This is a genomic window from Staphylococcus sp. GDX8P54P (assembly GCF_017893165.1).
In the GTDB taxonomy this organism is placed as follows: domain Bacteria; phylum Bacillota; class Bacilli; order Staphylococcales; family Staphylococcaceae; genus Staphylococcus; species Staphylococcus borealis.
The window spans coordinates 1-24,858 of the sequence record NZ_JAESMM010000036.1 but is presented as its reverse complement, the minus strand read 5'-3'; the positions used below and the strand labels follow the sequence as shown (position 1 = coordinate 24,858).

Annotated in this window: 21 protein-coding genes and 1 pseudogene; 3 read left to right on the top strand and 19 right to left on the bottom strand. The window is 32.5% G+C overall.

Features of this window, described 5'->3' with window-relative positions; translation table 11 throughout:
- A pseudogene (locus KA909_RS11235) lies at window positions 1-66 on the top strand (6,7-dimethyl-8-ribityllumazine synthase); the annotation flags it as partial.
- A gap of 382 nt (window positions 67-448) precedes the next feature.
- On the opposite strand, the gene ccpA reads toward KA909_RS11235, so the two are convergent.
- The 10 genes from ccpA to KA909_RS11185 form a co-directional block, all read right to left on the bottom strand.
- Complete coding sequence (ccpA, locus tag KA909_RS11230) at window positions 449-1,441, bottom strand: catabolite control protein A (RefSeq protein WP_193839211.1); 993 nt, start codon at window positions 1,439-1,441, stop codon at window positions 449-451.
- Between the two features lie 320 nt (window positions 1,442-1,761).
- The gene (locus KA909_RS11225) at window positions 1,762-2,853 is read right to left on the bottom strand and encodes a bifunctional 3-deoxy-7-phosphoheptulonate synthase/chorismate mutase (RefSeq protein WP_053030484.1); all 1,092 of its coding nucleotides are present in this window, start codon (window positions 2,851-2,853) and stop codon (window positions 1,762-1,764) included.
- A gap of 287 nt (window positions 2,854-3,140) precedes the next feature.
- On the bottom strand, window positions 3,141-4,613 hold the full coding sequence (locus KA909_RS11220) for a Maebl (protein WP_193839210.1): 1,473 nt from the start codon (window positions 4,611-4,613) through the stop codon (window positions 3,141-3,143).
- A 71-nt stretch (window positions 4,614-4,684) separates the two neighbouring features.
- On the bottom strand, window positions 4,685-5,191 hold the full coding sequence (locus tag KA909_RS11215; protein WP_053030488.1) for a DUF948 domain-containing protein: 507 nt from the start codon (window positions 5,189-5,191) through the stop codon (window positions 4,685-4,687).
- A gap of 81 nt (window positions 5,192-5,272) precedes the next feature.
- A complete protein-coding gene (murC, locus tag KA909_RS11210; RefSeq protein ID WP_053030489.1) occupies window positions 5,273-6,586 on the bottom strand; it encodes a UDP-N-acetylmuramate--L-alanine ligase in 1,314 nt (437 codons plus the stop codon).
- A 20-nt stretch (window positions 6,587-6,606) separates the two neighbouring features.
- Window positions 6,607-10,500 carry a DNA translocase FtsK gene (locus KA909_RS11205; RefSeq protein ID WP_193839209.1) on the bottom strand — a complete coding sequence of 1,298 codons (3,894 nt, stop codon included), beginning with the start codon at window positions 10,498-10,500 and terminating at the stop codon, window positions 6,607-6,609.
- Between the two features lie 17 nt (window positions 10,501-10,517).
- Window positions 10,518-11,117 (bottom strand): YtpR family tRNA-binding protein, encoded by a 600-nt coding sequence (gene ytpR / locus KA909_RS11200; RefSeq protein WP_193839208.1) that lies wholly within the window; start codon window positions 11,115-11,117, stop codon window positions 10,518-10,520.
- A 21-nt stretch (window positions 11,118-11,138) separates the two neighbouring features.
- Window positions 11,139-11,996 carry a DUF1444 domain-containing protein gene (locus KA909_RS11195; RefSeq protein ID WP_193839207.1) on the bottom strand — a complete coding sequence of 286 codons (858 nt, stop codon included), beginning with the start codon at window positions 11,994-11,996 and terminating at the stop codon, window positions 11,139-11,141.
- Between the two features lie 108 nt (window positions 11,997-12,104).
- Window positions 12,105-12,419, bottom strand: a complete 315-nt coding sequence (locus tag KA909_RS11190) for a thioredoxin family protein (RefSeq protein WP_075108643.1) — start codon at window positions 12,417-12,419, stop codon at window positions 12,105-12,107.
- 12 nt (window positions 12,420-12,431) lie between these two features.
- Entirely contained in the window at window positions 12,432-13,505 is a 1,074-nt protein-coding gene (locus tag KA909_RS11185; RefSeq protein ID WP_193839206.1) for a M42 family metallopeptidase, read from the bottom strand.
- A gap of 86 nt (window positions 13,506-13,591) precedes the next feature.
- Between KA909_RS11185 and KA909_RS11180 the strand changes: the two genes are divergently transcribed.
- Window positions 13,592-13,909 (top strand): hypothetical protein, encoded by a 318-nt coding sequence (locus tag KA909_RS11180; protein ID WP_075108641.1) that lies wholly within the window; start codon window positions 13,592-13,594, stop codon window positions 13,907-13,909.
- A 119-nt stretch (window positions 13,910-14,028) separates the two neighbouring features.
- On the opposite strand, the gene KA909_RS11175 is transcribed toward KA909_RS11180, so the two are convergent.
- From KA909_RS11175 to KA909_RS11140, 8 genes are all read right to left on the bottom strand, one after another.
- Window positions 14,029-14,850 (bottom strand): YtnP family quorum-quenching lactonase, encoded by an 822-nt coding sequence (locus tag KA909_RS11175; RefSeq protein WP_193839205.1) that lies wholly within the window; start codon window positions 14,848-14,850, stop codon window positions 14,029-14,031.
- 234 nt (window positions 14,851-15,084) lie between these two features.
- On the bottom strand, window positions 15,085-15,735 hold the full coding sequence (gene trmB / locus KA909_RS11170; protein ID WP_053030505.1) for a tRNA (guanosine(46)-N7)-methyltransferase TrmB: 651 nt from the start codon (window positions 15,733-15,735) through the stop codon (window positions 15,085-15,087).
- A gap of 14 nt (window positions 15,736-15,749) precedes the next feature.
- Complete coding sequence (locus KA909_RS11165; protein ID WP_053030507.1) at window positions 15,750-16,541, bottom strand: phosphotransferase family protein; 792 nt, start codon at window positions 16,539-16,541, stop codon at window positions 15,750-15,752.
- Window positions 16,542-16,999: 458 nt separating this feature from the next.
- Window positions 17,000-17,848 carry a D-amino-acid transaminase gene (gene dat, locus KA909_RS11160; RefSeq protein WP_193839204.1) on the bottom strand — a complete coding sequence of 283 codons (849 nt, stop codon included), beginning with the start codon at window positions 17,846-17,848 and terminating at the stop codon, window positions 17,000-17,002.
- 3 nt (window positions 17,849-17,851) lie between these two features.
- Entirely contained in the window at window positions 17,852-19,261 is a 1,410-nt protein-coding gene (locus KA909_RS11155; protein WP_053030510.1) for a Cys-Gly-3M3SH dipeptidase, read from the bottom strand.
- A 400-nt stretch (window positions 19,262-19,661) separates the two neighbouring features.
- Window positions 19,662-20,087 (bottom strand): YtxH domain-containing protein, encoded by a 426-nt coding sequence (locus KA909_RS11150; protein WP_053030512.1) that lies wholly within the window; start codon window positions 20,085-20,087, stop codon window positions 19,662-19,664.
- Window positions 20,088-20,104: 17 nt separating this feature from the next.
- The gene (locus KA909_RS11145; protein ID WP_210130219.1) at window positions 20,105-20,800 is read right to left on the bottom strand and encodes a pseudouridine synthase; all 696 of its coding nucleotides are present in this window, start codon (window positions 20,798-20,800) and stop codon (window positions 20,105-20,107) included.
- Window positions 20,797-22,434: a putative polysaccharide biosynthesis protein gene (locus KA909_RS11140; protein ID WP_193839202.1), complete on the bottom strand. Its 1,638-nt coding sequence runs from the start codon at window positions 22,432-22,434 to the stop codon at window positions 20,797-20,799. Before KA909_RS11140 ends, KA909_RS11145 begins: the two co-directional genes overlap by 4 nt.
- Before the next feature lie 269 nt (window positions 22,435-22,703).
- On the opposite strand from KA909_RS11140, the gene KA909_RS11135 reads away from it, so the two are divergent.
- Entirely contained in the window at window positions 22,704-23,954 is a 1,251-nt protein-coding gene (locus KA909_RS11135; RefSeq protein ID WP_193839201.1) for a BaiN/RdsA family NAD(P)/FAD-dependent oxidoreductase, read from the top strand.
- A gap of 95 nt (window positions 23,955-24,049) precedes the next feature.
- Here the strand turns inward: KA909_RS11135 and KA909_RS11130 are convergent.
- Window positions 24,050-24,858, bottom strand: an 809-nt coding sequence (locus tag KA909_RS11130) for a DUF1542 domain-containing protein (RefSeq protein WP_210130218.1), incomplete at its 5' end; no start/stop codon positions are given.

Genomic DNA, 24,858 nt, shown 5'->3' with positions numbered 1-24,858 from the left:
GGAAATAAAGGTGCCGAAGCGGCAGTGAGTGCGATTGAAATGGCTAATTTATTAAAACAGTTTTAATTTGAAATGATAGGGAGTGGGACAGAATTCTTTTAAATTCGTCGTCCACTCCCAGCTTGCTTTGTTTGTAGAATTTCTTGATGAAATTCTCTTTGCTGGGGCCCCGACTCCCAACTTGCTTTGCTTGTAGAATTTCTTAGTGAAATTCTCTTTGTTGGGGGCCCCGCCCGCAAGGGTGACTAGAACTGAGAAAAGCTTGATTTAAGCGCCTTCTCAGTTCAGTCAGCTACTGCGAATTTGCAAAATAGCTCTATTATATTATTTATGTCCCAGCCTCTACTCCCTATCTATTAACGCGTAAATTTTCTCATTGAAACACTTGCAGTTAGGACTTCTCCCACAAAGATGAAGTGTGTCTTATTCTTATTTCAAATGCTTAACATCAATCTTTCGTAGTTCCTCTGTACTCAATGCGGTGTGGCAATATTACATTTGGTTCTTCAATTTCTTCTTCATTCATATATTTAGTTAATAAACGCATGCCAACAGCGCCGATATCATATAGTGGTTGAATCACACTCGATAATTTTGGTCTCACCATTTCTACTAATCGAGTATTATTAAAGCTGACAATTTGTAAGTCTTCTGGAACGCGTATGCCTGCATCTAGTGCACTATGCATGATACCAATCGCTTGTTCATCACTAATTGATAATATAGCATCAGGTAGATGATCTTTTAAATCTTCAAATACCTTAATACCATCTTTATAACTTTCAGAACCTGAGAATTGTACAGTATCATTTAATTTTAGTTGATGACGATCTAACACTTCTTTAAGACCAATTAGCACATCTTCTTGTGCTTTTTTAGAATAATCACCACTTACTAATGCAAACTCTTTAGCACCTGATTGGATGAGTTGTTCGGTAATCTCCATTGCTGCCGTTTTAAAATCAATATTAACAGAAGCGATGTTATCATCTTTTCCGTTTGTACCTGATACTACAACTGGAACAGATGATTGATTTATTAAATCTTTGATCTCATTCGAAATTGTGCCACCTAAGAAGATAATACCATCTACTTGCTTACTTAATAAGTTATTAAATATTTCTTTTTCTTTCTCAGAATCATTATCTGAGTTCGAAATAATAGAATGATATTTATACATTGTCGCTATATCCTCAATACCACGAGCTAATTGAGAATAATAGATGTTAGAAATATCAGGGATAATAACGCCTACTGTTGTTGTTCGTTTACTAGCTAGTCCTCTTGCAACAGCGTTTGGTCGATAATTTAATCTTTTAATTACTTCATTAACTTTTTTTCTTGTTTCAGGTTTAACGTTTTGATTACCATTCACTACTCGTGAAACGGTTGCCATAGATACTCGGGCCTCTCTAGCAACATCATATATAGTTACTGTCATAATTTCCTCCTTGTAAGCGTTTTAATTGTTATTATAACGTGTTTTCATTTCATTTTCAAAGTTTACCACAAAATCGCTTTCATTCAAACCTATTGCTAATATTTTCACATTTATGTCATATTTTATATTATTTTTATCATAAAAGCGTAATTTAACATAATATATATTTGAAATGAAATTCATTCAATGGTCGTAGATTTTATCAATAATTGCAATTTAAAAAGCTATTCATGATTACTAGAAAAAGGTATTATAAAACATACTCTTAATTCAGTAAAATGAATAGCTCATTTCATTTATATATTTAGACGATTAATTTATTATTTTAATTTTTTTGAATTATACAATTCTGCTAATGGTTTTAATTCATTGTAAAATTGATTAAATTCATTTAAATCCATTTGCTGGCCACTATCACTTAATGCGACAGATGGGTCTGGATGCACTTCTGCCATTACGCCATCAGCACCAACAGCTAACGCAGCTTTAGCAGTTGGTAACATAATGTCCTTACGTCCTGTGCTATGCGTTACATCTACCATTACAGGTAAGTGTGTGCCTTGTTTCAAAATAGGCACTGCAGAAATATCTAACGTATTTCTTGTTGCTTTTTCGTAAGTACGGATACCACGCTCACAAAGAATAATATTTTTATTGCCTTGAGAAGCAATATACTCAGCAGCGAAAGTAAATTCTTCAATTGTAGCCGATAAGCCTCGTTTTAAGAGGATAGGTTTGTTCGTTCTTCCAGCTTCTTTTAATAATTCAAAGTTTTGCATGTTTCGAGCACCAATTTGGAACACATCTAAGTATTCGTCGGCAATTTCGAAATCAGCAGGATTTACAATTTCACTGACAACATTAAGACCAAATTTATCTTTTACATTTTTTAAAATTTTAAGCCCTTCAACACCTAGTCCTTGGAAATCATATGGTGATGTACGAGGTTTGAATGCGCCACCGCGAATGAATTTTTCTCCTTTTGCTTGTAAATCTTTTGCGACCGCATCAACTTGTTCTTGTGATTCAACAGAGCAAGGTCCAAATACAAATGATTTATTGCCATCACCAATAACGCCACCATTGTCAAACTGAACAATCGTATCTTCTGGTTTTAATTTACGAGACACATATAAATGTTTTTCATTTTCAGATTTTTGTAAATCAGTAGAAGCTTTAAAAATTTCTTTAAATAATTGCTTTATTACATTATCATTAAAAGGTCCTTGATTACGATCCATTAACTCATTAATCATTTCTTTTTCGCGTTGTGGATCATAAACCTTTGTACCCTGTTTAATTTTCTCTTCACCTATTTTTTGTGCTAATTCTCCACGCTTAGATAATAAATCTAAAATTTGATTATTAATCGAAACAATCTCTTCTCTGTATTGCTCTAATTTAGTTGACATTACTACTCACCTCAATAAAAGTTACTTGTATAATTATATCACTTTAAAGCGATAAAATAATATTAGTTAGATAATATTCTAACAATTAAAAAATAATAGTTCAACCGTTCTAGTTCATAAATTATCTAAAATTTATGAATTGTCTAATTATTATATCAAATTTGATATTCACTTTTTTATAAAAATAAGAAAAAGGAGCGAATCAAAAATCTAATTTAATTAACAGATTTCTGAATCCACTCCATTTAGTGATTAAAACCTCACTTTAAATAAAAGCATTAGCTTTATTAATCATTAAAGGTACGTTTATCGATTTTACTTTTTGCTTTTTCAGTTCTTTGTTGTTGCTTAGGTGTTTTATTTTTAGCTTTTGTTGCCTTTTGCTTTTTCTTAGTATTGCCTTTTGCTTTTTCATTAGCTGATTTAGTATCGTGTGTAATGACACCATTTTCAAATTTAGCAGATGCATGTGCTTGATTATTTTTAACTTGATCTTCAGCTTTATTAATTTCTTTTTTTGTAACTAAATTAGGGACCTTTTTATCGCCTGATGATTTAGCAATTGCCGGTTCTTCTAATAACGTTTTTGTTTTACGCGCAACATTTGCATCATTATCTATTTTATTTTTCTTTGTACGTGCTGCAGATGCTATATTTTTTGCATTCACATGTTGATGATTGCTCGTTTCACCACTAGTTGAAGGATCAGATAAATTATGTTTAGATGATTCAACTTTAACTGCATTTTGTTGCGCTGCTAATTCAGTTGCACTAACCTCTTTAGATTGTTGTTCTTTTTCAGTCTCTTTCTTAGCTTCTTGAATTTCTTGTGCTTGTGGTGATTGATCCGCTAAGTTATCTGATGTTTCTGCTTTAATCGCATTTTGTTGCGCGACAATTTCTTCTGCACTATTGCCTTCATTGTTTCTTAAATGTTCATTATCATCAGCTTTAGCTTCTTGAATTTCTTGCGCTTGTGGTGATTGATCCGCTAAATTATCTGACGTTTCCGCTTTGATCGCATTTTGTTGCGCTGCTAATTCTGTTGCAGTAATATCTTTTGTATCTTGCTCTTTAAGTGCTTCAGCCTTAGCTTCTTGGATTTCTTGCGCTTGTGGTGATTGATCCGCTAAATTATCTGACGTTTCCTTTTTGATTGCATTTTGTTGTGCAACAAGTGCTTCTTTACTAACTTCTGAATGGTCTTTATTTCTAAAGTCTTCAATTTTTTGTTTTACATTTTCAATATTATTCTCAGTTTGTTGCTTAATATTTTGATAACGATGTCTTAATTCTTGTTCTTTATTTTTTGCGCTATCAATTTTTTCTTCGGCTTTATTTTTATAAAAGAGTCCAACCGCTGAACCAATTAAAGCACCTGTAATAAAACTAATCACAAAGTCTTTACGTGATGGATGAGAACTGTATTTGTTGTGACTATATTGAGAACTAGTAACATCCTCTCCATTAGTCTTTTGATTTGCACCTTGACCATGTAAGTCTTTACCAGAATTATTTGTGACAAATGCATCTCTATTATAATGCTCTGTATTTAAACCTTGTCTAGACTTACCATCTTTTTGATTTGGGCCATTATCATGTAAATCATGGCCATGATTATTTTTTTCAAAGTCATCTCTATTGTAATGTTTAGTCGCATTTGATTGTGCTGCACTATCTTGTTGATTTGCACCTTGTCCGTGTAAATCATTTCCAGAATTTGTCGTTTCAAATGCGTCACGATTATATTTCTTACTCATATTAGCTCCTCCTATAAGAAAAGCACTTAAATAAGTAAAAACCTCATTTAAGTGCATTTGATTGAATCATATTAAAAGTTTTTCTCAACGTTAGTAGTGTAATTTTCGTTTGCATGATTTGCATCATTACCTACAGATGTGTTTCTGTAGTTTGCACTTCCTCTACGGTAGTGTCTATTTTGCCATTTGTCAGCAATTTCCATTGCAACATTAGACCATTGAACTACTTGAGAAATTTTATCTTCATTTTGAGAAATATTATGTGTAATTGAGTTAGTTACACGATCAACTGAACCATTTAAATTTTGTACTGAATCGCCGATACCTTTAACACCATCGACAACAGAATTTAAGCGTTCAACTTTGCCTTGAATATCTTCAGTTAAGCGGTTAGCTTTGTGAAGTAAATCAGTTGTTTCACGTGTAATACCTTGAACTTGTCCTTCAACACCATCAAGTGTTTTAGCAACGTGATCTAAATTCTTTTTAACTGAAATTAAAACGACAACGATTCCAATACATAATACTAAGAATGCAATCGCGGCGATAATTCCAGCAATTGGTAAAATCCAATCCATTAAAAACGCCTCCTAAATACCATTTACTTTTAAATAAAAGCTATTAATTATTAATACCCAACATAATTATATATAAACATATTAAAATTCATTTGTCATGCCGACATGTTCTTCATAAGCACGTTGTAACTTTTGAATGTCACCAGCGCCCATAAATAAGATAACAGCATTATCAAATTGTTCTAATACGTCAATATTATTTTCATCGATTAGCGCAGATCCGTCAATACGATTTATTAAATCTTGAATTGTTAAATCACCTGTATTTTCACGAATTGAACCAAATATTTCACATAAATAAACATGATCCGCTTTGCTTAGTGATGCTGCAAATTCTTCTAAGAAAGCTTGTGTTCTTGAAAATGTGTGAGGTTGGAAAACTGCCACAATATCTTTATTTGGATATTTTTTACGTGCTGTTTCAATTGTAGCACTTATTTCTCTTGGATGGTGAGCGTAATCGTCTACTAATACTTGATTAGCAACATTTGTTTCATTAAAGCGACGTTTTACACCACCAAATGTTTCCAATGCTTCTTTAATATTCTTGACGTCCATCTTTTCAAGGTAACTAATCGCGATAACTGCTAATGCATTTTGGATATTATGATCTCCGTATTGTGGTGATAAAAATTGATCATAATATTCACCATTAACGTAAACATCAAATTGTGTACCTTTATCAGTTATTTGAATATTATCGGCATATATATCATCATTTTTGTTTAAACCATAATAATAAATTGGTACGTCCGCTTCAAGTTGTCTTAAATGTTCGTCATCACCCCAAGCAATAATCGCTTTTTTAACATTATGTGCCATACTTTGGAAAGCACTTGCAACATCTTCAATGTCTTTAAAATAATCAGGGTGGTCGAAATCAATATTAGTCATAATGGCATAGTCTGGATGGTAACTTAAGAAATGACGACGGTACTCACACGCCTCAAATGCAAAATAGTCACTTGCAGGTAATCCCATACCAGTACCATCTCCAATTAAGAATGATGTTTTTTTATCACCATTCATAACATGAGACAGTAAACCAGTTGTTGATGTTTTTCCGTGTGCACCTGTAACTGCAACAGATGTGTATTGATCAATCACATGACCTAAGAAATCATGATAACGTATCACGTCTAATTTTAAATCATGCGCTTTAACAATTTCTTCATGAGTATCTGGAAACGCATTACCTTGAATGACTACCATACCTTCTTTAATGTTATCACTATTAAATGGTAGTATTTTAATTCCTTTATTTTTTAATGCTACTTCTGTGAATACATATTTTTCTATGTCAGATCCTTGCACCTCATGTCCTAAATCATGCATGATTTGTGCTAATGAACTCATTCCTGCGCCTTTAATACCAACAAAATGATAATGCGTCATATACATAAAACTCCTTTAAATTAATCTTTCTTTAAATCTGCTTCAGTAATAAATACATCTCTAGGTTTAGAACCGTTTGCACCAGAAATATAATCTAACTGTTCAAGTTGGTCTACGATTCGTGCAGCACGGTTATAACCAATTTGGAAGTGTCTTTGAATTAATGAAGTGGAAATATGTCCTTCTTTAACCATAAATTCACACACATCATCGAATAATTCGTCTTGAGCTTGTGTTTGGTTCTTTTTAAGTAATTCCTTCTCCTCGAACAAATAGTTCGGTTCTCTTTGTTCTTTAATGAAATCAACTACATCATCAATCTCATCATCTGAAACGAATGTACCTTGGACACGAATTGGTTTATTCATTCCACTACCTAAGTAAAGCATATCGCCATAGCCTAACAAGCGTTCCGCACCACCACTGTCTAAAATGGTTCTTGAGTCAACGCTTGAAGATACCATAAATGCAATACGTGTAGGTATATTGGCTTTAATTAAGCCAGTTATAACATTGACAGATGGTCGTTGTGTTGCAACCAACATATGAATGCCACATGCACGCGCCTTTTGTGCTATTCGAGCAATTGATTGTTCTACCTCTTGCGGTGCCATCATCATTAAATCTGCTAACTCATCAATAACAATAACAATTTTTGGCATTCTTTGCTCATACGGTGCTTTTTTGTTGAAAGCAGTAATGTTTCTTACATGGAATTGCGCAAATAATTTGTAACGTTTTTCCATTTCGTCAACGGCCCATTTTAAACTTTGAGTTGCTGCCTTTACATCAGTAATAACCGGTGAAACTAAATGCGGTAAATCGTTGTATGGTGCAAGTTCAACCATCTTAGGATCAATTAGTAATAACCTTAATTCTTCTGGATGATTTTTGTAAAGTAATGACATTAAGATACTATTGATACAGACTGATTTACCTGATCCAGTTGCACCCGCAATAAGGGCGTGTGGTGTCTTAGCAATATCCATTAACAATGGTTCATTGTTAATTCTATTACCCATAGCTACGGTTAATTTAGACTCAGCATTTTTAAATTTTGGACTTTCTAAAATAGATTTTAAGTTAACTTTCGTAGGATTTAAGTTTGGTACTTCAATACCTACTAAACTTGTTCCAGGAATTGGTGCTTCAATTCGAATATCTTTCGCAGCCAACGCCATTTTAATATCATCCTGTAAAGCTGTAATACGTGAAACTTTGACACCCTTCTCTACTGCCAATTCAAACCGAGTTACACTTGGTCCTTCAGTTACATGTTGCACTTCAGCCGGTACATTAAAATAATAAAAGGCATCATTTAGCTCTTGTTTCTTCTCTTCAATCCATGCCTCATCGATTTCATGTGCCTCATGATCTTCTAATAAATCAAGGCTAGGTAGTTTAATATTTGGACCTTTTCTAATTGTACCTTTAGCATTATGATCTTCTTTTTGATGGTGGTTTGAAGATACAATAGTTTGATCGTCTGCTGAAACGGTTGGATTCACTTCTTGATGATTGTTCATATCATGATTTGAATGTACAGCTTGGTTAGATTGTTCTTCACTGTCTGTATCAGTATTTTGGCTGTTTTCGAGAGGTTTTTCTACTAAGTTATCGTCATCTCTGTTTATGTCATTATTTAAATTTTTATCTTGTTCATCTGAATGATTGATATGATAGTTTGAATGCGTAGACTCTGTTTGAGACTCAGATAATGTATTTTCATTGTCACGAGATTCATTTGTATGATGGTTGATTTCTGATTCACGCTTTTTAGTTTGAATATGTTGTTTTGTCTCAGGCTTTAATTCTGGCACATTCACTTTATGTTTCGATACAGATTCTTTTTTTGCATCCATCATTCTTTTTTTATCAGAAGGTGTCATAACTACATTAAACGGTTTACTTCCTGGCGTGATAGACATTTTTTCAGGTACTTTTTTAGCTTCCTTATGTGTTATTTCTGATTTATCGTCGCCATTGTTAATGTGTTCATCTTCCACACCTTGTACTGATTCATCTGTATCTTTAACTGCAAATGAATCATCCATTTTATTAGAAGGTTCATTATGTGTTTTCGTTGACTGTGATACATTTTGGCCCTCTATATTTGTATTTTGAGAGACTCCATTCGTTTCGTCATCTTCTTTAGTGGCATATTTCACTTCAGACGTTACAGCATTTTTAATTGCATGATTCACATTTTCAGTTGATACTTCTTCATCATCTTCTATGGCAGATGTTTCATCTGATAAAGATTCATTTTCGGACATACTGTCAGTGTGTGACTCCACGTCATCTATTTCTCTAAATTGTGCATCATCAACAGTTCCATTATGGTTGTCGTCATGAATGTTTTCACTTAAACTATCTGAATCATCATTATTAGATTGTAATTTTACCGCTTCTTCATCTGCTATTTCGTGATGGTAATTTGATTCTTTTGTAGATTCGTCAATCGCTTCATTAGAATGACGTTGTGCCTCATCATGATTAACATTTGATAATTGATCATTTGGAACATCTTTAACTTGTACATCATCTTGGTTAACTTCTTGCACACTTGAAACTTGGTTTAAATCAATCTCTTCATAATTATAAGGTGCATTTGTCTCTTCGATATACTCTTGTTGTTCAATATTATGGTCTATGTCACTATCATCTTTCGATTGAGCGTTAGATGTCTCATGATGCGCAACGTCTTCTGCTTGTGCTTGGCTCTTAACATGGTCATTGTTGTTTTTGTACTCATCATTTACATCCTCTGTTACATCACTATGTAAATGGTCAGAGTGGTTTAATGAACTTTCGCCAATATATTGTTCAGCTTGCTTAGCATACATTTCATCAATAGCTCTTTGAATACTATCTTCTTCATCAGTCTGTTGACGTTTGTTTTGCAATGCTTGTTTAAATTTACGTTTTTGTTGAACTTTACGCTCTCTTTCTTTTCTAATCTCCTCTACGATTTGAGAAGCATAAATATTTTCTATATTTACCGTGTTATCACGTTTTGAATAGTTTGGCGTACGTTCATAGTGATTAGAAGTATCAGCATTTCCTTCAACGATTGATTGTTGTTCACTGTTAACTGGTGCATTCTCTTGTGAAGTTGAATGTTCACCATCAAATTTTTGTCTGCTATCTTTTTCATTTTTACTTTCATGCGGAACGTGTTCTACCGTGCTCGAATGATGCTTGGTTTTAGACTCACTTGTATCTGTGTCATCTTTCACTGGTGGTATAACACCGTTTTCAATAGGTCTACGCTTTTTAGTTCCGAAAATAGCTGATGGTACTTCTGAAGTTTTAAAACTTGAACGGTGATATGTAGGTTCAGAACTCAAATGATAATTCGATTTGAATCTTTCTGATTGTAATTTCATCCTAGATTGATTTGAATTAGCGCTTCTGTAATTAGCATTATTCGTTCTAGAATGTGTATTTTGACGTTTGTTAAAACGTTGAGATGTACTAGTATTATGAGTTCTACTTGATGTTTGAGAAGTTCTTGACTTAATAGAAGGCATACCAGAATCATCTTGACTCACATGTTTTCTTCTACGATGTCTTCTTGCGTTTTCAGCACGATCATCATCTGAGTAACTATTCATGTGACCCGTATAGTCATCATATTCATATGAACCGTATTGATTATCTTTCAATGTTGAATGGTTCTCTTTATCATCATTACTTTCGCGATAAGTTGCTTCTTCATACGTTTCATCTCGACCCACATCGATTGGGAATCGAAACTTACCTTTTGGACGATCGTAAATATCATTATTTTCAGGAAGTAATGAATCATCTTTGCTTTGAGTTAGATCGCCATTGCGACGTTTACTTTTGCGTCTAAGCAATTCATCATCAGAATTGTCTTTGTTACTAAATAAATCATCAAACCAACTCATACATTCACTTCCTTCCTTTATTCATCAAAAAATGCTTGACCGACTTTATAGTCATCACTTAAAACCATAATACCTTTTTCTTGAGGTGCATTAGGTAAATTTAGTTCTCTCATTGAGCAAACCATACCGCTTGAAGCAACACCACGTAATTCAGCATCTTTGATAACCATTCCACTTGGCATTACGGCACCAACTTTAGCAACAACCACTTTTTGTCCAGCTTCTACATTTGGCGCACCACAAACGATTTGTAAATGGTCATTACCGACATCTATTTTTAAAATACTTAATTTATCCGCATCTGGATGCTTATCTTTAGTTTCAACATAACCAACTACAAATTTAGGAGATAAATCTGCATTTAGTTGATACGTTAATCCAGATTCATTAATAGCTTTTTGTAATGCATCTACAAGCTCAGAAGTTAATTTAATATGTCCATTACCGTTGATTTGATGATAATTTGAAAACTTAAATAGATTGAAGCCAACAATCGTTCCTTCTTTACTAATTTCAACAACATCTCCGGATTTTTTATATTCAAACGGTCCATTTGTAGGTTCAATTTGTAGAAAAGCTACATCCCCTACGCCTTCTTTATTGTAAAATAAATTCATTTTAAATCTCCTCTATATCAATTATTTCTTATTATTAAATTTTTTACGATTTGCTTCCAATCGTTGTATCACATTGGGGTCTCTTTTTTGTTTGTTATTTTTCCCCAAAATGAAGATAGGTTCGAAGTGACCTTTTTCATAACCAAATGATAATGAAGTAATAGGGACTAATCCTTTAGTAAAGAATTCCATAGTTAAATGTGCCATTACATCATAACCAGTTTTATTTCGAATATCAGCAATAATTAAGACATCTTGATGTGGTACAGCTACTAACATTTCACCTTCACATTGTTGATAGATATCATCTAAAAATTTGGTATTTAAAACACGACTGGCATCATAGCCATCGTTAGAGTTTACAAAATAAAAAATATTTCCTTTAACTTCATCTGTTTTATATTGATTATTAAGTTTACGTATATTGAATAATGACATTTCCTTAACTTGTTGTTCAGTCAATCCAAGTGATTCAAGCATACTTTCGTCAATTAAGCGATAAGATTTACCTAAATCGAGTGCATAATAGATATTTGTTTCTGCTGTATGCTTTTCAATTATAAATGGATGACCATCTTTGTTTTTTTTATCAAAGCTTGTAGCACGAATGACAGGCATAATCTGAATGTCATTCATTTTCTCAATACTTTGATCATCCATTTGAGCGATGGCTTCTTCAACATAATATACAATCTCATCTATAATTTTCTCTTTTTGGACTTCATATTTAGCGACAATAGCGTTTAATTTGATTGTTACGCCTTTATGATTGTCTTGTCTATATATACGTAACGTTTCTTCTTCACGATCAAATTTAAAATCAACATTTAAATGCGCTAAACGTTGTTTCAATTTATCTCTTACTTGAAAAACATTCATGTTAACACTCCTATATTCGCACCTTATCCTATTTTACAATAAATTTGTGGTCAATTACAGAAAAAATCAATTGTACATTTCATTCTTAAAACCTTTTATATGCTTTATTTATTTATCAAACTGACTTAAAAATTCATCGATTTGTTCTATAGATTTGCGTTCTTTTCCAATGTAACTTCCTACTAATTCGTCATCTTTAAATACTAAAAAGCTTGGAATACCCATGATATCATGTTCTATGGCTAAATCTATAAATTGGTCTCTATCTATAGAAACGAAGTTAAAATCTTTATATTTCTCTTCCAATTGAGGTAAATCAGGTTCAATGACACGACAGTCAGGACACCAACCTGCCGTAAATTCAAATACGGTACGCTCTTTCTTAAGTGACTTGAATTGTGATTCAGATTCTAAATTAATCATTCTAATTGCTCCTTATTCTTGAAATTGTAATTTATTAATTTGCTCTTCAGTTAAGTTGAGTATAACTTGTTCTAGTAATTGTCGTGCTGAGAAATAATCTCTAATATCAAATACAGCATTAGTACTGTGAATGTATCTAGCACAAACACCAATTACAGCAGTTGGAATACCAATATTAGCTTTGTGAATTTCACCACCATCTGTGCCACCCGGTGAAATATAATATTGGTAATTTATATTATTTTCATCTGCTAATTTAAGTAGATAGTCTCTAAATTCAGGTTGTAAAATCATTGTACCGTCTTTAATTCGAATTAAAGTCCCTTCACCTAATTCACCTGATAATTGATTTGCACCTTTAATATCATTTGCTGGAGAACAATCCACTACAAGTGCAACATCGGGTTGAATGAGTTCAGCTGCTGCTTTAGCACCACGTAAGCCTACTTCTTCTTGAACATTAGCGCCAACGTATAAATCAACATCCAAATCGACATTCTTCAACAATTCTAATATTTCGATCGCAATGACACAACCATATCGATTATCCCATGCTTTCGCGCTATATCGATGTTCAGTTAATTGCGTTAATTCAGTATTCGGAACAATCGTATCTCCTATTTCTATCCCCATCTGTCTTACTTCGTCATCAGAACTTGCACCGATATCTAGCATCAAATCTTTTATTTCTGGCACCGCTTCGTTGCCTGTTCTAAAATGTTTCGGAATATTAGAGACAATCCCTACTATAATGTCGCCTTTTCTATTTTTTACTTGAAGACGTTGACCTTGCCAAATATCGTTTGCTACACCACCAAGATTGGTAAACTGTAGCATGCCATTCGAAGTAATGTTTGTAATCATGAACCCTATTTCATCCATATGCGCAGCAATCATTACCTTTTTAGCATTAGCTTTTTTAGATTTTTTAACGCCATAGAAACCACCCATACAATTTACGATAAACTCATCAACATATGGTGACATTTCTTTTTTCATATAATTTCGTACATCCTCTTCAAAACCTGGTGCACCATGTAATTCAGTTAATGCCTTAATTCGTTCTAATGTTTTATGCTTATCCATCTTAACTAACACACTCCTTAAATGTATTATATCATTTTGAATATGGTACACTAATGATAAGAACTATTAATAGAGAGGTAGAGATTATGACACGTCAAACTTACAAATACATCTCAATTTCAGTTGCTCTAGTTACAGGTATAGCCACTGTCTTTTTTATTTATTTCCTAAAAGAAAAGAATAAAATGCAAAATCCTGATAAAGTATTGAATGAAGCCAAATCTTACTTTATGAATATCACTGGATCGTTTATTCTTCATGAGCCTTATGTAGATGACAATCTATATCCAAATCGTTTCATTTTTCAAGGCGGTATTACGCAAGTTAAGAATAATCAAAAGATGGAATATATCTTTTATGCAGATGCAAAATCTGGTGAAATTTTAAATATTATTGAATTGTAATAACTGAACAAAAATAGGGAGCTGGACTGAATTACTATAAATTCTTAGTCCGGCTCCCTATTGTAATCGTTCATAAAAAATGGATAACAAAGTTACCAAATCGTTTTATATCACTTTCTTTATCGTTTAATTGATTGCTTAATCGTCTTTCCATCTGACTCATATTGCGTCGCGAAATAAACATTATCATGATAATATAAGAACCAATAATCATGATAAATAAAGTATGGTATTAATCTTTCTTTTTCTCGAATAGACGTCATTGGGTAATCATCATATGCCATAACCCAAAGCGGATTAGTATGTGCATTTGTAGGTAATATATCAGACATGTGAACTGCACGCTCACCTTCACTCTCAATTGTAATAATTGATTGTCCATAACTATGACCACCAACATGCTTCATATGAATCCCTGGATAAATTTCAATTAATTCATCAAAAAGTATCATTTTATCTTCATATGTACCTCTATTGATTCCCCAATAGGTTGCTTTACTACGAATGTTTGGACTTATAAATTCATGCCACTCGTCTTGTTGCACATAGTGAATTGCATTTGGAAAAATGGAATTACCCTCAGTATCCGTTAACCCTGTCGCATGATCAAAATGCATATGTGACATTAATACAATATCGATATCTTCCACAGTCAAATTTAATTTTTCTAAATCAAATTGAATATGACTTTCATATTCGACACCATAATTTTTAAGTTGTTTGTCTGTTAATTTATGATTTCCAATTCCAGCATCGATGATAATGTTCTTATCGCCAGTCTGAATTAAAATTGGATATGTTAAGTTAGGAACTTGATTTCTTTCATTCACATCATACTTTTTCGTCCACAGCGGTTTAGGTACAACGCCAAAGATAGCACCACCATCCATGTTCGTCATACCGCCATTTAAATAAGTGATATTAAATGCACCTAACTTCATATTAAACACCTTCCATCTTTTTATTTATCAAGTATTTCAATATATGAAATAATCTTACATTACAATATCCAATTTAAGAATATATAAACAGAAAAGAGCAGAACAGAATTCTTGGCGAATTCAATGTTCCACTCTTGGAATGACGTTTCAAACTATAACAAGTGATGCTTTAGCGTTCACTCAATCTCACTAACTACCGTGAATTTTTATGACGAACTAAGTCACAACTTTAAATTAATGTTCAATGTCTTTATGAAATTTTGCTTCCATTCGATAAATTCTAGAACCTTTATCGGAAAATTTCTTCTCATATTCTGTCAATATATTGTCTTCATCATCTTCTTCATGAAGATTGAGATTTAATTTAGTAAAGTACATACCATATTGCGACATACTTTCTAAACTAAACGCGAATAAGCCTCTGTTATCCGTTTTAAAATGGATTTCTCCATCTTCTTTAAGGATTTGTTGATATAGCGCTAAAAAAGTATGATATGTTAATCGACGTTTAGCGTGTCTTTTTTTCGGCCATGGGTCAGAGAAATTTAAATAAATACGTGCAACTTCACCATCATTGAAATACTCATTTAATTCTATAGCGTCATTACATATCATTTTTAAATTTGTCAGGCCTTGTTCTTTCACTTTATCAAGTACTTTATACATGACACTTTTCTCGCGTTCCATAGATACAAAATTAATTTCTGGGAATTTAGAGGCTAACGTTGTTATAAACTGCCCCATACCAGAGCCAATTTCTATATAGATGGGTTGTTCTTTATCAAACCACTCTGACATTTTTCCTGCATGTGTGCCATCCATATCTACTAAATCAGGATGTTCTTTTAAATAATCTTCCGCCCATGGTTTATAGCGAACTCTCATACTTGAAATCTCCCTTAGATAAATAAATTACTATTCATAACCTCATTTAAAAATTTTAGCCAATTATTCATATCTTTGAATCTTTTTTGCTCTTCATACCATTGAACCATACCAATTGATTGAATGACTGTGTACCATTTCATACGTTTATTTAAGTCTATGCTTTCTTCTACGCCATACGTCTTAAACCAGTCAGACCAATTTTTTTCGGGAACGTAGTTATAGAGCAGCATTCCAATATCAATAGCAGGATCGGCAATCATTGCACCTTCCCAATCTACTAAGAATAATTCATCTCTATCAGATAATAACCAGTTGTTATGATTAACATCTCCATGTACAACCGTAAAGAAACGAGAATCCATATTGGGGATATGTTCTTCAAGGTATGTTAATGATTTACGAATAATGTGATGTGTTAATACTTCTCTTGATAGTGATGCATTAATCTTTTTCAACATGATATTAGGCGTGATGGGTTCCATTTCCATACGTTTAAGCATATTCAGTAAAGGTTTAGAACCATGAATCTTTTTAAGCAATGCAGCGACACGTGCTTGATACATTTCATCTGGTTCAAGTTCTCTGCCATTTTTCCAGTGTTGGGCTGTGACAACTTCACCTGTTTCAATACGTTTGGTCCATACTAATTTAGGTACAATACCTTCAGCTGACAATGCTGCAATAAATGGATTAGAATTGCGCTTTAAGAATAGCTTTTGACCGTCCTGTTCAGCCATATATGCTTCACCAGAAGCACCTCCTGCTGAATCAAGTGTCCACCCTAATTGATAAAACTGCTCCAACTCGTTCACCTCACTTTCAATTAGAAAATGGCTCGAGAAATATAGTTTTCAAGAGCCATATATTCTAATTTGTTATAATCGTTTGTTGGAAAACACGATTATATATTTCTAAAATAATTATATTTTTATACATAAGTCATTATTATAAATAAAATGTTACTGTCCCCAAACATTTATTTAAATAAATACGTCTCTTTTATCACTCAATGATGATTTTATAATTTTTAGCCTTCTTTTTCAACTGAAAATGAGAAACAAAAAGATACATTTTACTAGTCGATTATGGCTAAATTACGTTTCAATCTTTAGGTTTTATTATAACACATTTTCAGACCTTTAAACTGTGTATTTTTAATTTAATTCATGAAATTTATTTACATTTTAAAATCAAAAAGAACGTACTCAAATTCTATAAATTTAGAATCAGTACGTTCTTTAATAATCAATTATTTATTTAATTAATTACTTCTCGTTTCAATGTATTTATTAAATCCTTCTTGAAGTTTGCGCGTAACAGGTCCTACTTTGCCTTCACCAACTTGCTCACCATCTATCTTAACAACAGGTGTCACTTCGGCAGATGTACTTGAAACAATGACTTCATCAGCATTTTTCAAAAATTCAACAGTAAACGTTTCTTCTTTGAATGGAATATCTTCATCTTCAGATATCCATTTAATTACTTTACGCGTAATACCATTTAAAATGTAATTATTAACGGGATGCGTATAGATTGCACCATCTTTAATTGCATACACATTACTTGAAGCGCCTTCTGTAACGATATCTCCTCTATGTTGAATTGCTTCACTTGCGTTGTATTTAACTGCATATTCTTTTGCAAGTACATTTCCTAAAAGGTTTAAACTTTTAATGTCGCAACGCAACCATCTAATATCTTCTACAGTTGCTGCATTGATTCCGTTTTCTAAATCTTCAAAAGGTCGATCGTAACTTTTAGCAAATGCCATAATGACAGGCTTTACGTCAGGTGTTGGGAAAGAATGATTTCTTGGTGCGACACCACGTGTAGCTTGGATGTAAATGCCACCATTTTTTATTTGATTTACCTTTAATAATTCTCTAACGACATCAATTAATTCTTCGACTGTATATCCTAAATCTAATTGTATTTCCGCAGCACTTCTTATAAAACGCTCGAAATGCTCTGTAACTGTAAATAATTTCCCGTCATATGCTCGAATGTATTCATAAATACCATCACCAAATACATAACCACGATCTTCATAAGAGACTTTTGCTTGATTTTGATCGTAAAATTCACCGTTAATAAATACTTTTGTCATAGTTTATCCCTCCACACATAGTGAGTAAATTGCTTCTAAATAGATACTTGTTGCATTGAATAATTGTTTTTTAGTAATATATTCATTCTTTTGATGCATTAAATCCTCTGAATCTTCAAACATGGCTCCGAATGCCACACCTTTATCAAGGTTTCTAGCATATGTACCTCCACCTATTGTATAGGGTTCAGACATATCGCCAGTTTGATTTCTATAAGCTGTTACTAATTTTTGTACAAAAGGATCATTTTTGTCTACAAAATGAGGTTGCTGAACTTTGCCTAATTCAAGATCAAATCCATATTCTTTAATTTCTTTAGTAAATCGCTGTATAGCTTCTTCAAATTCAAAATTTTGTGGATAACGTAAATTAATGCCAAATCGGCCAGCATGTTTATGATCATAAGAAATAATACCAACATTTGTAGTTACATCGCCCATAACATCTGTATGGAATTTCATTCCCATCTTCTCACCAAAATGTGATTCGTGAAGGTAACGATTACTAAAGTCTACAAATTCTCTTGCTGTTTGATTTAGATTTAATGTTGATAAGAAATCTAATAAGTATAGGCCAGCATTAACACCTAATGATGGATCCATACCATGAACGGCTTTACCTTCAACCGTTAGGACTAACTCTCCACTATCAACGACACTCTCACCTTGTAATTTATGCTCATCTAAATAATGTTCAAAATGCTGAACAACGTCGGTCATGTTTTCTTTGACAAATACGCGTGCTTGAGCATGATCAGGTACCATATTGTAACGTTGACCAGATTCAAACGAAATCAATTCATAATCTGGTTCATCTTGATCTTCAGACGTACTATTTTGAACTAAATCGAAAGTTGTGATTCCTTTTTCTCCATGAATAGCTGGAAATTCTGCATCAGGTGCAAATCCTAATGCCGGCATTTCTTCCGTTTGGAAATATCTTTCAGTACATTTCCAATCAGACTCTTCATCTGTACCAATAATGATATGAATACGTTTCTTCCAATCAACTTTCATTTCATTTAAAATTTTAACTGCGTAATAGGCTGCTATTGTCGGTCCTTTGTCGTCTAGTGTACCTCTAGCAATAATTGCATCATCAGTTACCACAGGATTAAATGGATCTGAGTCCCATCCATCTCCTGCAGGCACGACATCGACATGACATAAAATACCTAAAACATCGTCACCTTTACCTGCTTCAATTCTGCCTGCAATATGATCTACATCATGGGTAGAAAAACCATCTCTTTGTGCTATTTCGTACATATAATCAAGCGCTTGACGAGGCCCCGGACCAACTGGAGTTTCATCAGATGCTTTTGAATCATCTCTGACACTCTCAATCGAAAGCAAACCTTTCAAATCATCGATTATTTGACCTTCATATTCTTGAACTTTCTCTTTCCACATTCGAGATCAACTTCCTTTTCAATAAATATACAGTTTATTTTACATAACTATAACGAAAAATTACAGTAAGATGTCAGAATATTTATAGATTTTATAAAAATTTATGTTAAAAATTTTATAAAGTCTCCATATTTAAACGCTATATGACGCAATTTGTGCAAATCATACATATCAATGACCTTAAATTTTTTATATACAAATCTTACATTCCATATTTATAAAAAAAGGATGGGACAAAATTCTTTTCAAATTCATTGTCCCACCCCCGCAAGGATGACTAGAACTGAAAAAGCATGATTTAAGTGTATTCTCAGTTCAGTCAGCTACTGCAAATTAGCAAAGTAGCATTATCCTATTTTTATTTCTCATGCGCTTATAAATATCGCAGAGTATATCTACATTAATCTTTATCTTCTAACGCATTTTTGTTTTTCTTTAAATCTTCTTCAGTGACTACTCTTAAATTATTATTAACAGTAGCGCCACCTTCATCATCAAATTTACCTTCTTCTAGTGCATCTTCTTTGTTTGCATCTAAATTAGTAAATTTTGATTTTTCTTCTTCTAAAAATGATTTTGGATCATTTTTCAAGCGATTAGCGTATTCTTGAGGGTTATTTCTAACCTCTTGAATTGTTTCATTAGCTTTTGAACCTAATTGGCTCGCTAATCCTTTTGCATTTTCTTTATAACTTTCTGGATCTTCTTTGTATTTATTATATTGCTCTTTTAATTTATCTCTACTTTCTTTTCGAGATAATACAACTGCTGCAGTTGCAGCACCGACACCAGCAATAATTCTAAATAAGCCTGTAGTTTTAGACATAGTATACACCTTCTCCTTTATGAATGCTGTAAAAGCTTTAATTCGTCATCTGAGAGTAACTTATACTCACCAGATTTAAGATTTTCATCTAACGCCAAATTAGCGATTTTAAGACGTTTTAATTCTAATACCTCATTTTCAATGGCATGAAACATCCTTTTAACTTGATGATACTTACCTTCATAAATGGTCACCTGTGACGTAGTCTTATTTACTCTTGTTAGTAAAGCAGGTTTAACTGGTCCATCAGATAGCGTGATCCCCTGCTTAAAAGCTTCAATATCATCATCAGATATCGTATGTTGTGAGATGACTTCATATGTCTTTGATACATGTTTAACGGGACTCATCAATTCATGACTAAACTGACCGTCATTCGTGATAAGCAATAATCCCTCAGTATCTTTATCTAATCTACCAACAGGAAAGATATCTAAATGCTGATATTCTGGAATTAAATCTATGACAGTGCGATTTGTTCCATCATGCGTAGCTGAAATATAGCCCTTAGGTTTATTGAGCATAATATAAATATGATTAATAAACGTAATTTGTTTGCCGTTTGCCATCACAATATCCTCTTCTGGATCGATATGACATTTAGGTGATTTCTCTATCGAATCGTTAACTGTAACGGTCCCTTTTTTTAAAAGTTGCTTTACCTCAGAACGTGTTCCCACACCCATATTAGCTAAAAATTTATCTAATCTCATCTTAAGAAACCAACTTTTCGGCGAATTTTACCAGGTAAATCTCCTAAAAACTCATCAGCCAATCTATTCTTAATTGTAATTGTGCCATAGATGAGACCACCTACAATAACGCCGATAATTAGAATAATAAACGCTCCAGATTTACGATCGACAGATATGAACAAGCTTAAAATAAAGTACACAACCTCAACACTTATCATCATGATTAAACTATAAATGAAAATTTTAGCAACTTGAACAAATGTATCTGTAAAATGGAATTTAGCATAAATTTTCAAAATCATTAGGTTCGCGATGTTAGCGACTGTAAGCGCAATAGCTGTACTTAAAACTGCACCTGCTGTATGGAATATCATAATTAATGGAATATTCAAGATTAATTTAACAATCACAGATCCTAAAATTACAAAAACTGTTAATTTTTGTTTGTTAATCCCTTGTAGCATTGACGCAGTTACACTTAATAAAGAAATTAAAATTGCAACTGGTGCATAGTAAAATAGTATTTTATTACCATCTGGATTATATTGGTAGAATACAGTGTATAAAGGAGATGATAATGCCATTATTCCAAGACTTGCTGGCACTGTTATGTACATTAATACGCCAATAGACGTTCTAATTTGACGATGCATTTCTGTTAAGCGACCTTCAGCAAAAGTCTTGGTAATAAATGGTATTAAACTAACTGCAAAACCCGCTGCTAATGATGTTGGTATCATAACAATTTTGTTTGTTGTAAAGTTTAAGATAGTAAAGAAATAGTCTTTATTCGCATGGAATCCTGCTGCATCTAATGCATTATTGTGTGTAAATTGGTCCACTAAATTAAATAGCGGGAAATTAAGACTTACAATAACAAATGGAATACTATATGAAATTATTTCTTTATACATTTTAGTATAAGAAACATCTAGTCCAGAATTATCAGATGCTACCATTTTTTGAATATGTGGCTTACGTTTTCGCCAGTAGTACCAAAGCGTTAGTAAACCAGCAATAGCACCTATCGCGGCTGCAAACGTAGCTACACCATTTGCTTGTAAGTAAGAACCATGAAAGACATTTAATACTAAGAAACTTCCGATAAGTATAAACACAATTCTAGCGAGTTGTTCTGTTACCTCAGAAACAGCTGTAGGTCCCATGGATTCGTACCCTTGGAATACACCACGCCATGTAGCAAGTAACGGTATAAATACAACTACCATACTTATCACTCGAATGATCCAAGTAATATCATCAATTGTCCATCCGCCTTTGCCCTCTTTACGTCCTAATGTTAAAGAAGCAATATCTGGCGCTAAGAAAAATAGAATTAAAAATCCTATTATTCCTGATATGGACATCACGATAAAACTTGATTTATATAATTTTTGTCCAACTTTATACGCACCTAAAGCATTGTACTTAGCTACAAATTTTGAGGCCGCTAATGGTATTCCCGCTGTTGCAATAGCAATTGCGATATTATATGGAACATATGCATAGTTAAATGGTGCTAACTTTTCTTCCGCATTTGCACCCATAATGGCATAAAAAGGAATTACAAAAAGTACACCTAATATTTTAGTTATTAGAATACTTAATGTAATGAGAAAGGTACCTCTTACCATTTCCTTGTTTTCACTCATATTTAATCTTCCTGCCTTTTTAATAATCAAATTATTTAATTTAAAACCTTTTTGAAGGGCTTGCATTACTATAAAATATATCACAAAATACTAATTGTTTACTAATGACTTTAATAGTTTTACTAAATTTAAGTTTAAACGCATAATAAATCAAGTTATATATTCATTTGTTAATGAACCAATCTTAAATTATAACTAAAATTGTTAAGAATTCAATCGTAATTTAAATTATAATAATAGCACTAAGATAATAAGGCGGAGGTTTCTCAATGTATCAAACAATAATCATAGGTGGTGGACCTAGCGGACTCATGGCTGCAGTTGCCGCATCTGAACAAAGTGAAAAAGTACTTTTATTAGAGAAAAAGAAAGGTTTAGGTAGAAAACTTAAAATTTCTGGTGGTGGTAGATGTAATGTTACCAATCGATTACCATATGCAGAAATAATAAAAAACATACCAGGCAATGGAAAATTTTTATATAGCCCATTTTCTGTATTTGATAACGAATCAATCATACACTTTTTTGAATCTAGAGGCGTCAAATTAAAAGAAGAAGATCACGGCCGAATGTTTCCAGTATCTAATAAATCTCAAGATGTAGTAGATACACTTGTAAACACCATTAAACAAAATAAAGTCGATATTAAAGAAGAAACGATCGTCAATGCTATTAATGTAGAAGACAATGGGATATTTGAAGTTAAAACTGATAAAGGCTTATTTTTAAGTAAAAGTGTCATCATTGCAACTGGAGGCACAAGTGTACCTCAAACAGGTTCAACTGGAGATGGCTACAAGTTTGCGGAAAGTTTAGGTCATAGCATTACCGAACTCTTCCCTACTGAAGTTCCTATTACTTCAGCAGAACAATTTATTAAATCCAAAGAGCTTAAAGGTTTAAGTCTTAAAGATGTAGAATTATCTGTACTTAAGAAAAACGGTAAAAAACGAATTAGCCATCAAATGGATATGATATTTACTCATTTTGGTATAAGTGGACCAGCAGCACTAAGATGTAGTCAATTTGTTTATAAAGAACAAAAAAATCAAAAGAAAAAAGAAATTAATATGCAATTAGATGTTTTTCCAGAATACAAAAATCATGTTCTAGAGGAAAAAATAACATCTATTTTAAATGAAGAACCTGATAAGTATATAAAAAACAGTTTAAGAGGACTTATAGAAGAACGATATTTGTTATTTATGCTCAAACAAGCTCAAATCGATGAAAATACTACATATCATCACCTATCAAACCAACAACTAAAACAATTAGTTGACTGTTTTAAAGCCTTTACTTTTAAAGTGAACGGCACTTTACCAATTGATAAAGCCTTTGTAACTGGTGGTGGTGTAAGTTTAAAAGAAATTTGGCCAAAAACGATGATGTCAAAATTACAACCTGGGTTATTTTTATGTGGAGAAGTATTAGATATTCACGGCTATACAGGTGGCTATAATATTACAAGTGCACTTGTTACAGGACATGTGGCAGGTTACGAAGCAGGTAAATTTTAATAAAAGAACTCCCTAAGATTATTCTAGTAATATGTAGAATAATCTTAGGGAGTTTACTATTCATCTTGCAATCCATTAAATATAAATCTGATTTTTTACTTCGACGCTCTTCTTCTCATTGATCTTAAAATTAAGAATAATCCACTTACAAATGTGAATGAAATTAATGGACTTGATTTATCATTATTTATACCAGTGTTTGGTAATTGATATCTTCCTTTTTCATTTCTAACTTTATGATAGGCTTTATTAGTTTTATGTTGTTCAGTAGTTACTATCACACTTGCATTTTCATTATTGCTAAGTGATTTTTTATTATTTTGCTTGTTAATTTTAATATTTGCAAATTGAAGTTTAACATCATTTACTATCTTATTTATTGTATTATTTCTTGAAGCAAGATCAATATCTTTGAATGATTTTTTAACTATTTGTTCAATGATGACTTTAATTCTAACTTTTTCCTCATTTGAAACACCATTCATATTATTTATTTTATTTTTCAATTGTCTAGCTATTTTTTCAATTTTTTTCTTAGCAATTAATTTAGCTTTATTTTCAGGTACAGTTTTAGTAATTAATTTGCTATATTCTGCATCTATTTTTTTCACTTTATAAGATGTTTTAGCTTTTTCTATTTCAATTTTAGCTTTTTCAAAAAGTAGTTTAATCATTTGTTTTGCTTTGGCTTTTTCTTCTTCAGTTGCCAAGTGATTAGAATCTATTTTTGTCATCTGTTGTTTGACTAATTCCTGTAAGTGCTTAATTGCTTTTGATTTTGCTGAATTATCAGCTTCAATATTATTGATGGCCGTTTTACCTACATCAATCGCATTATCGACTTCAGAGTTGTTAACCGCTTTATCTATCGCTTGTTTTGCTGCTGTTGCGGCTTCGTCTACTT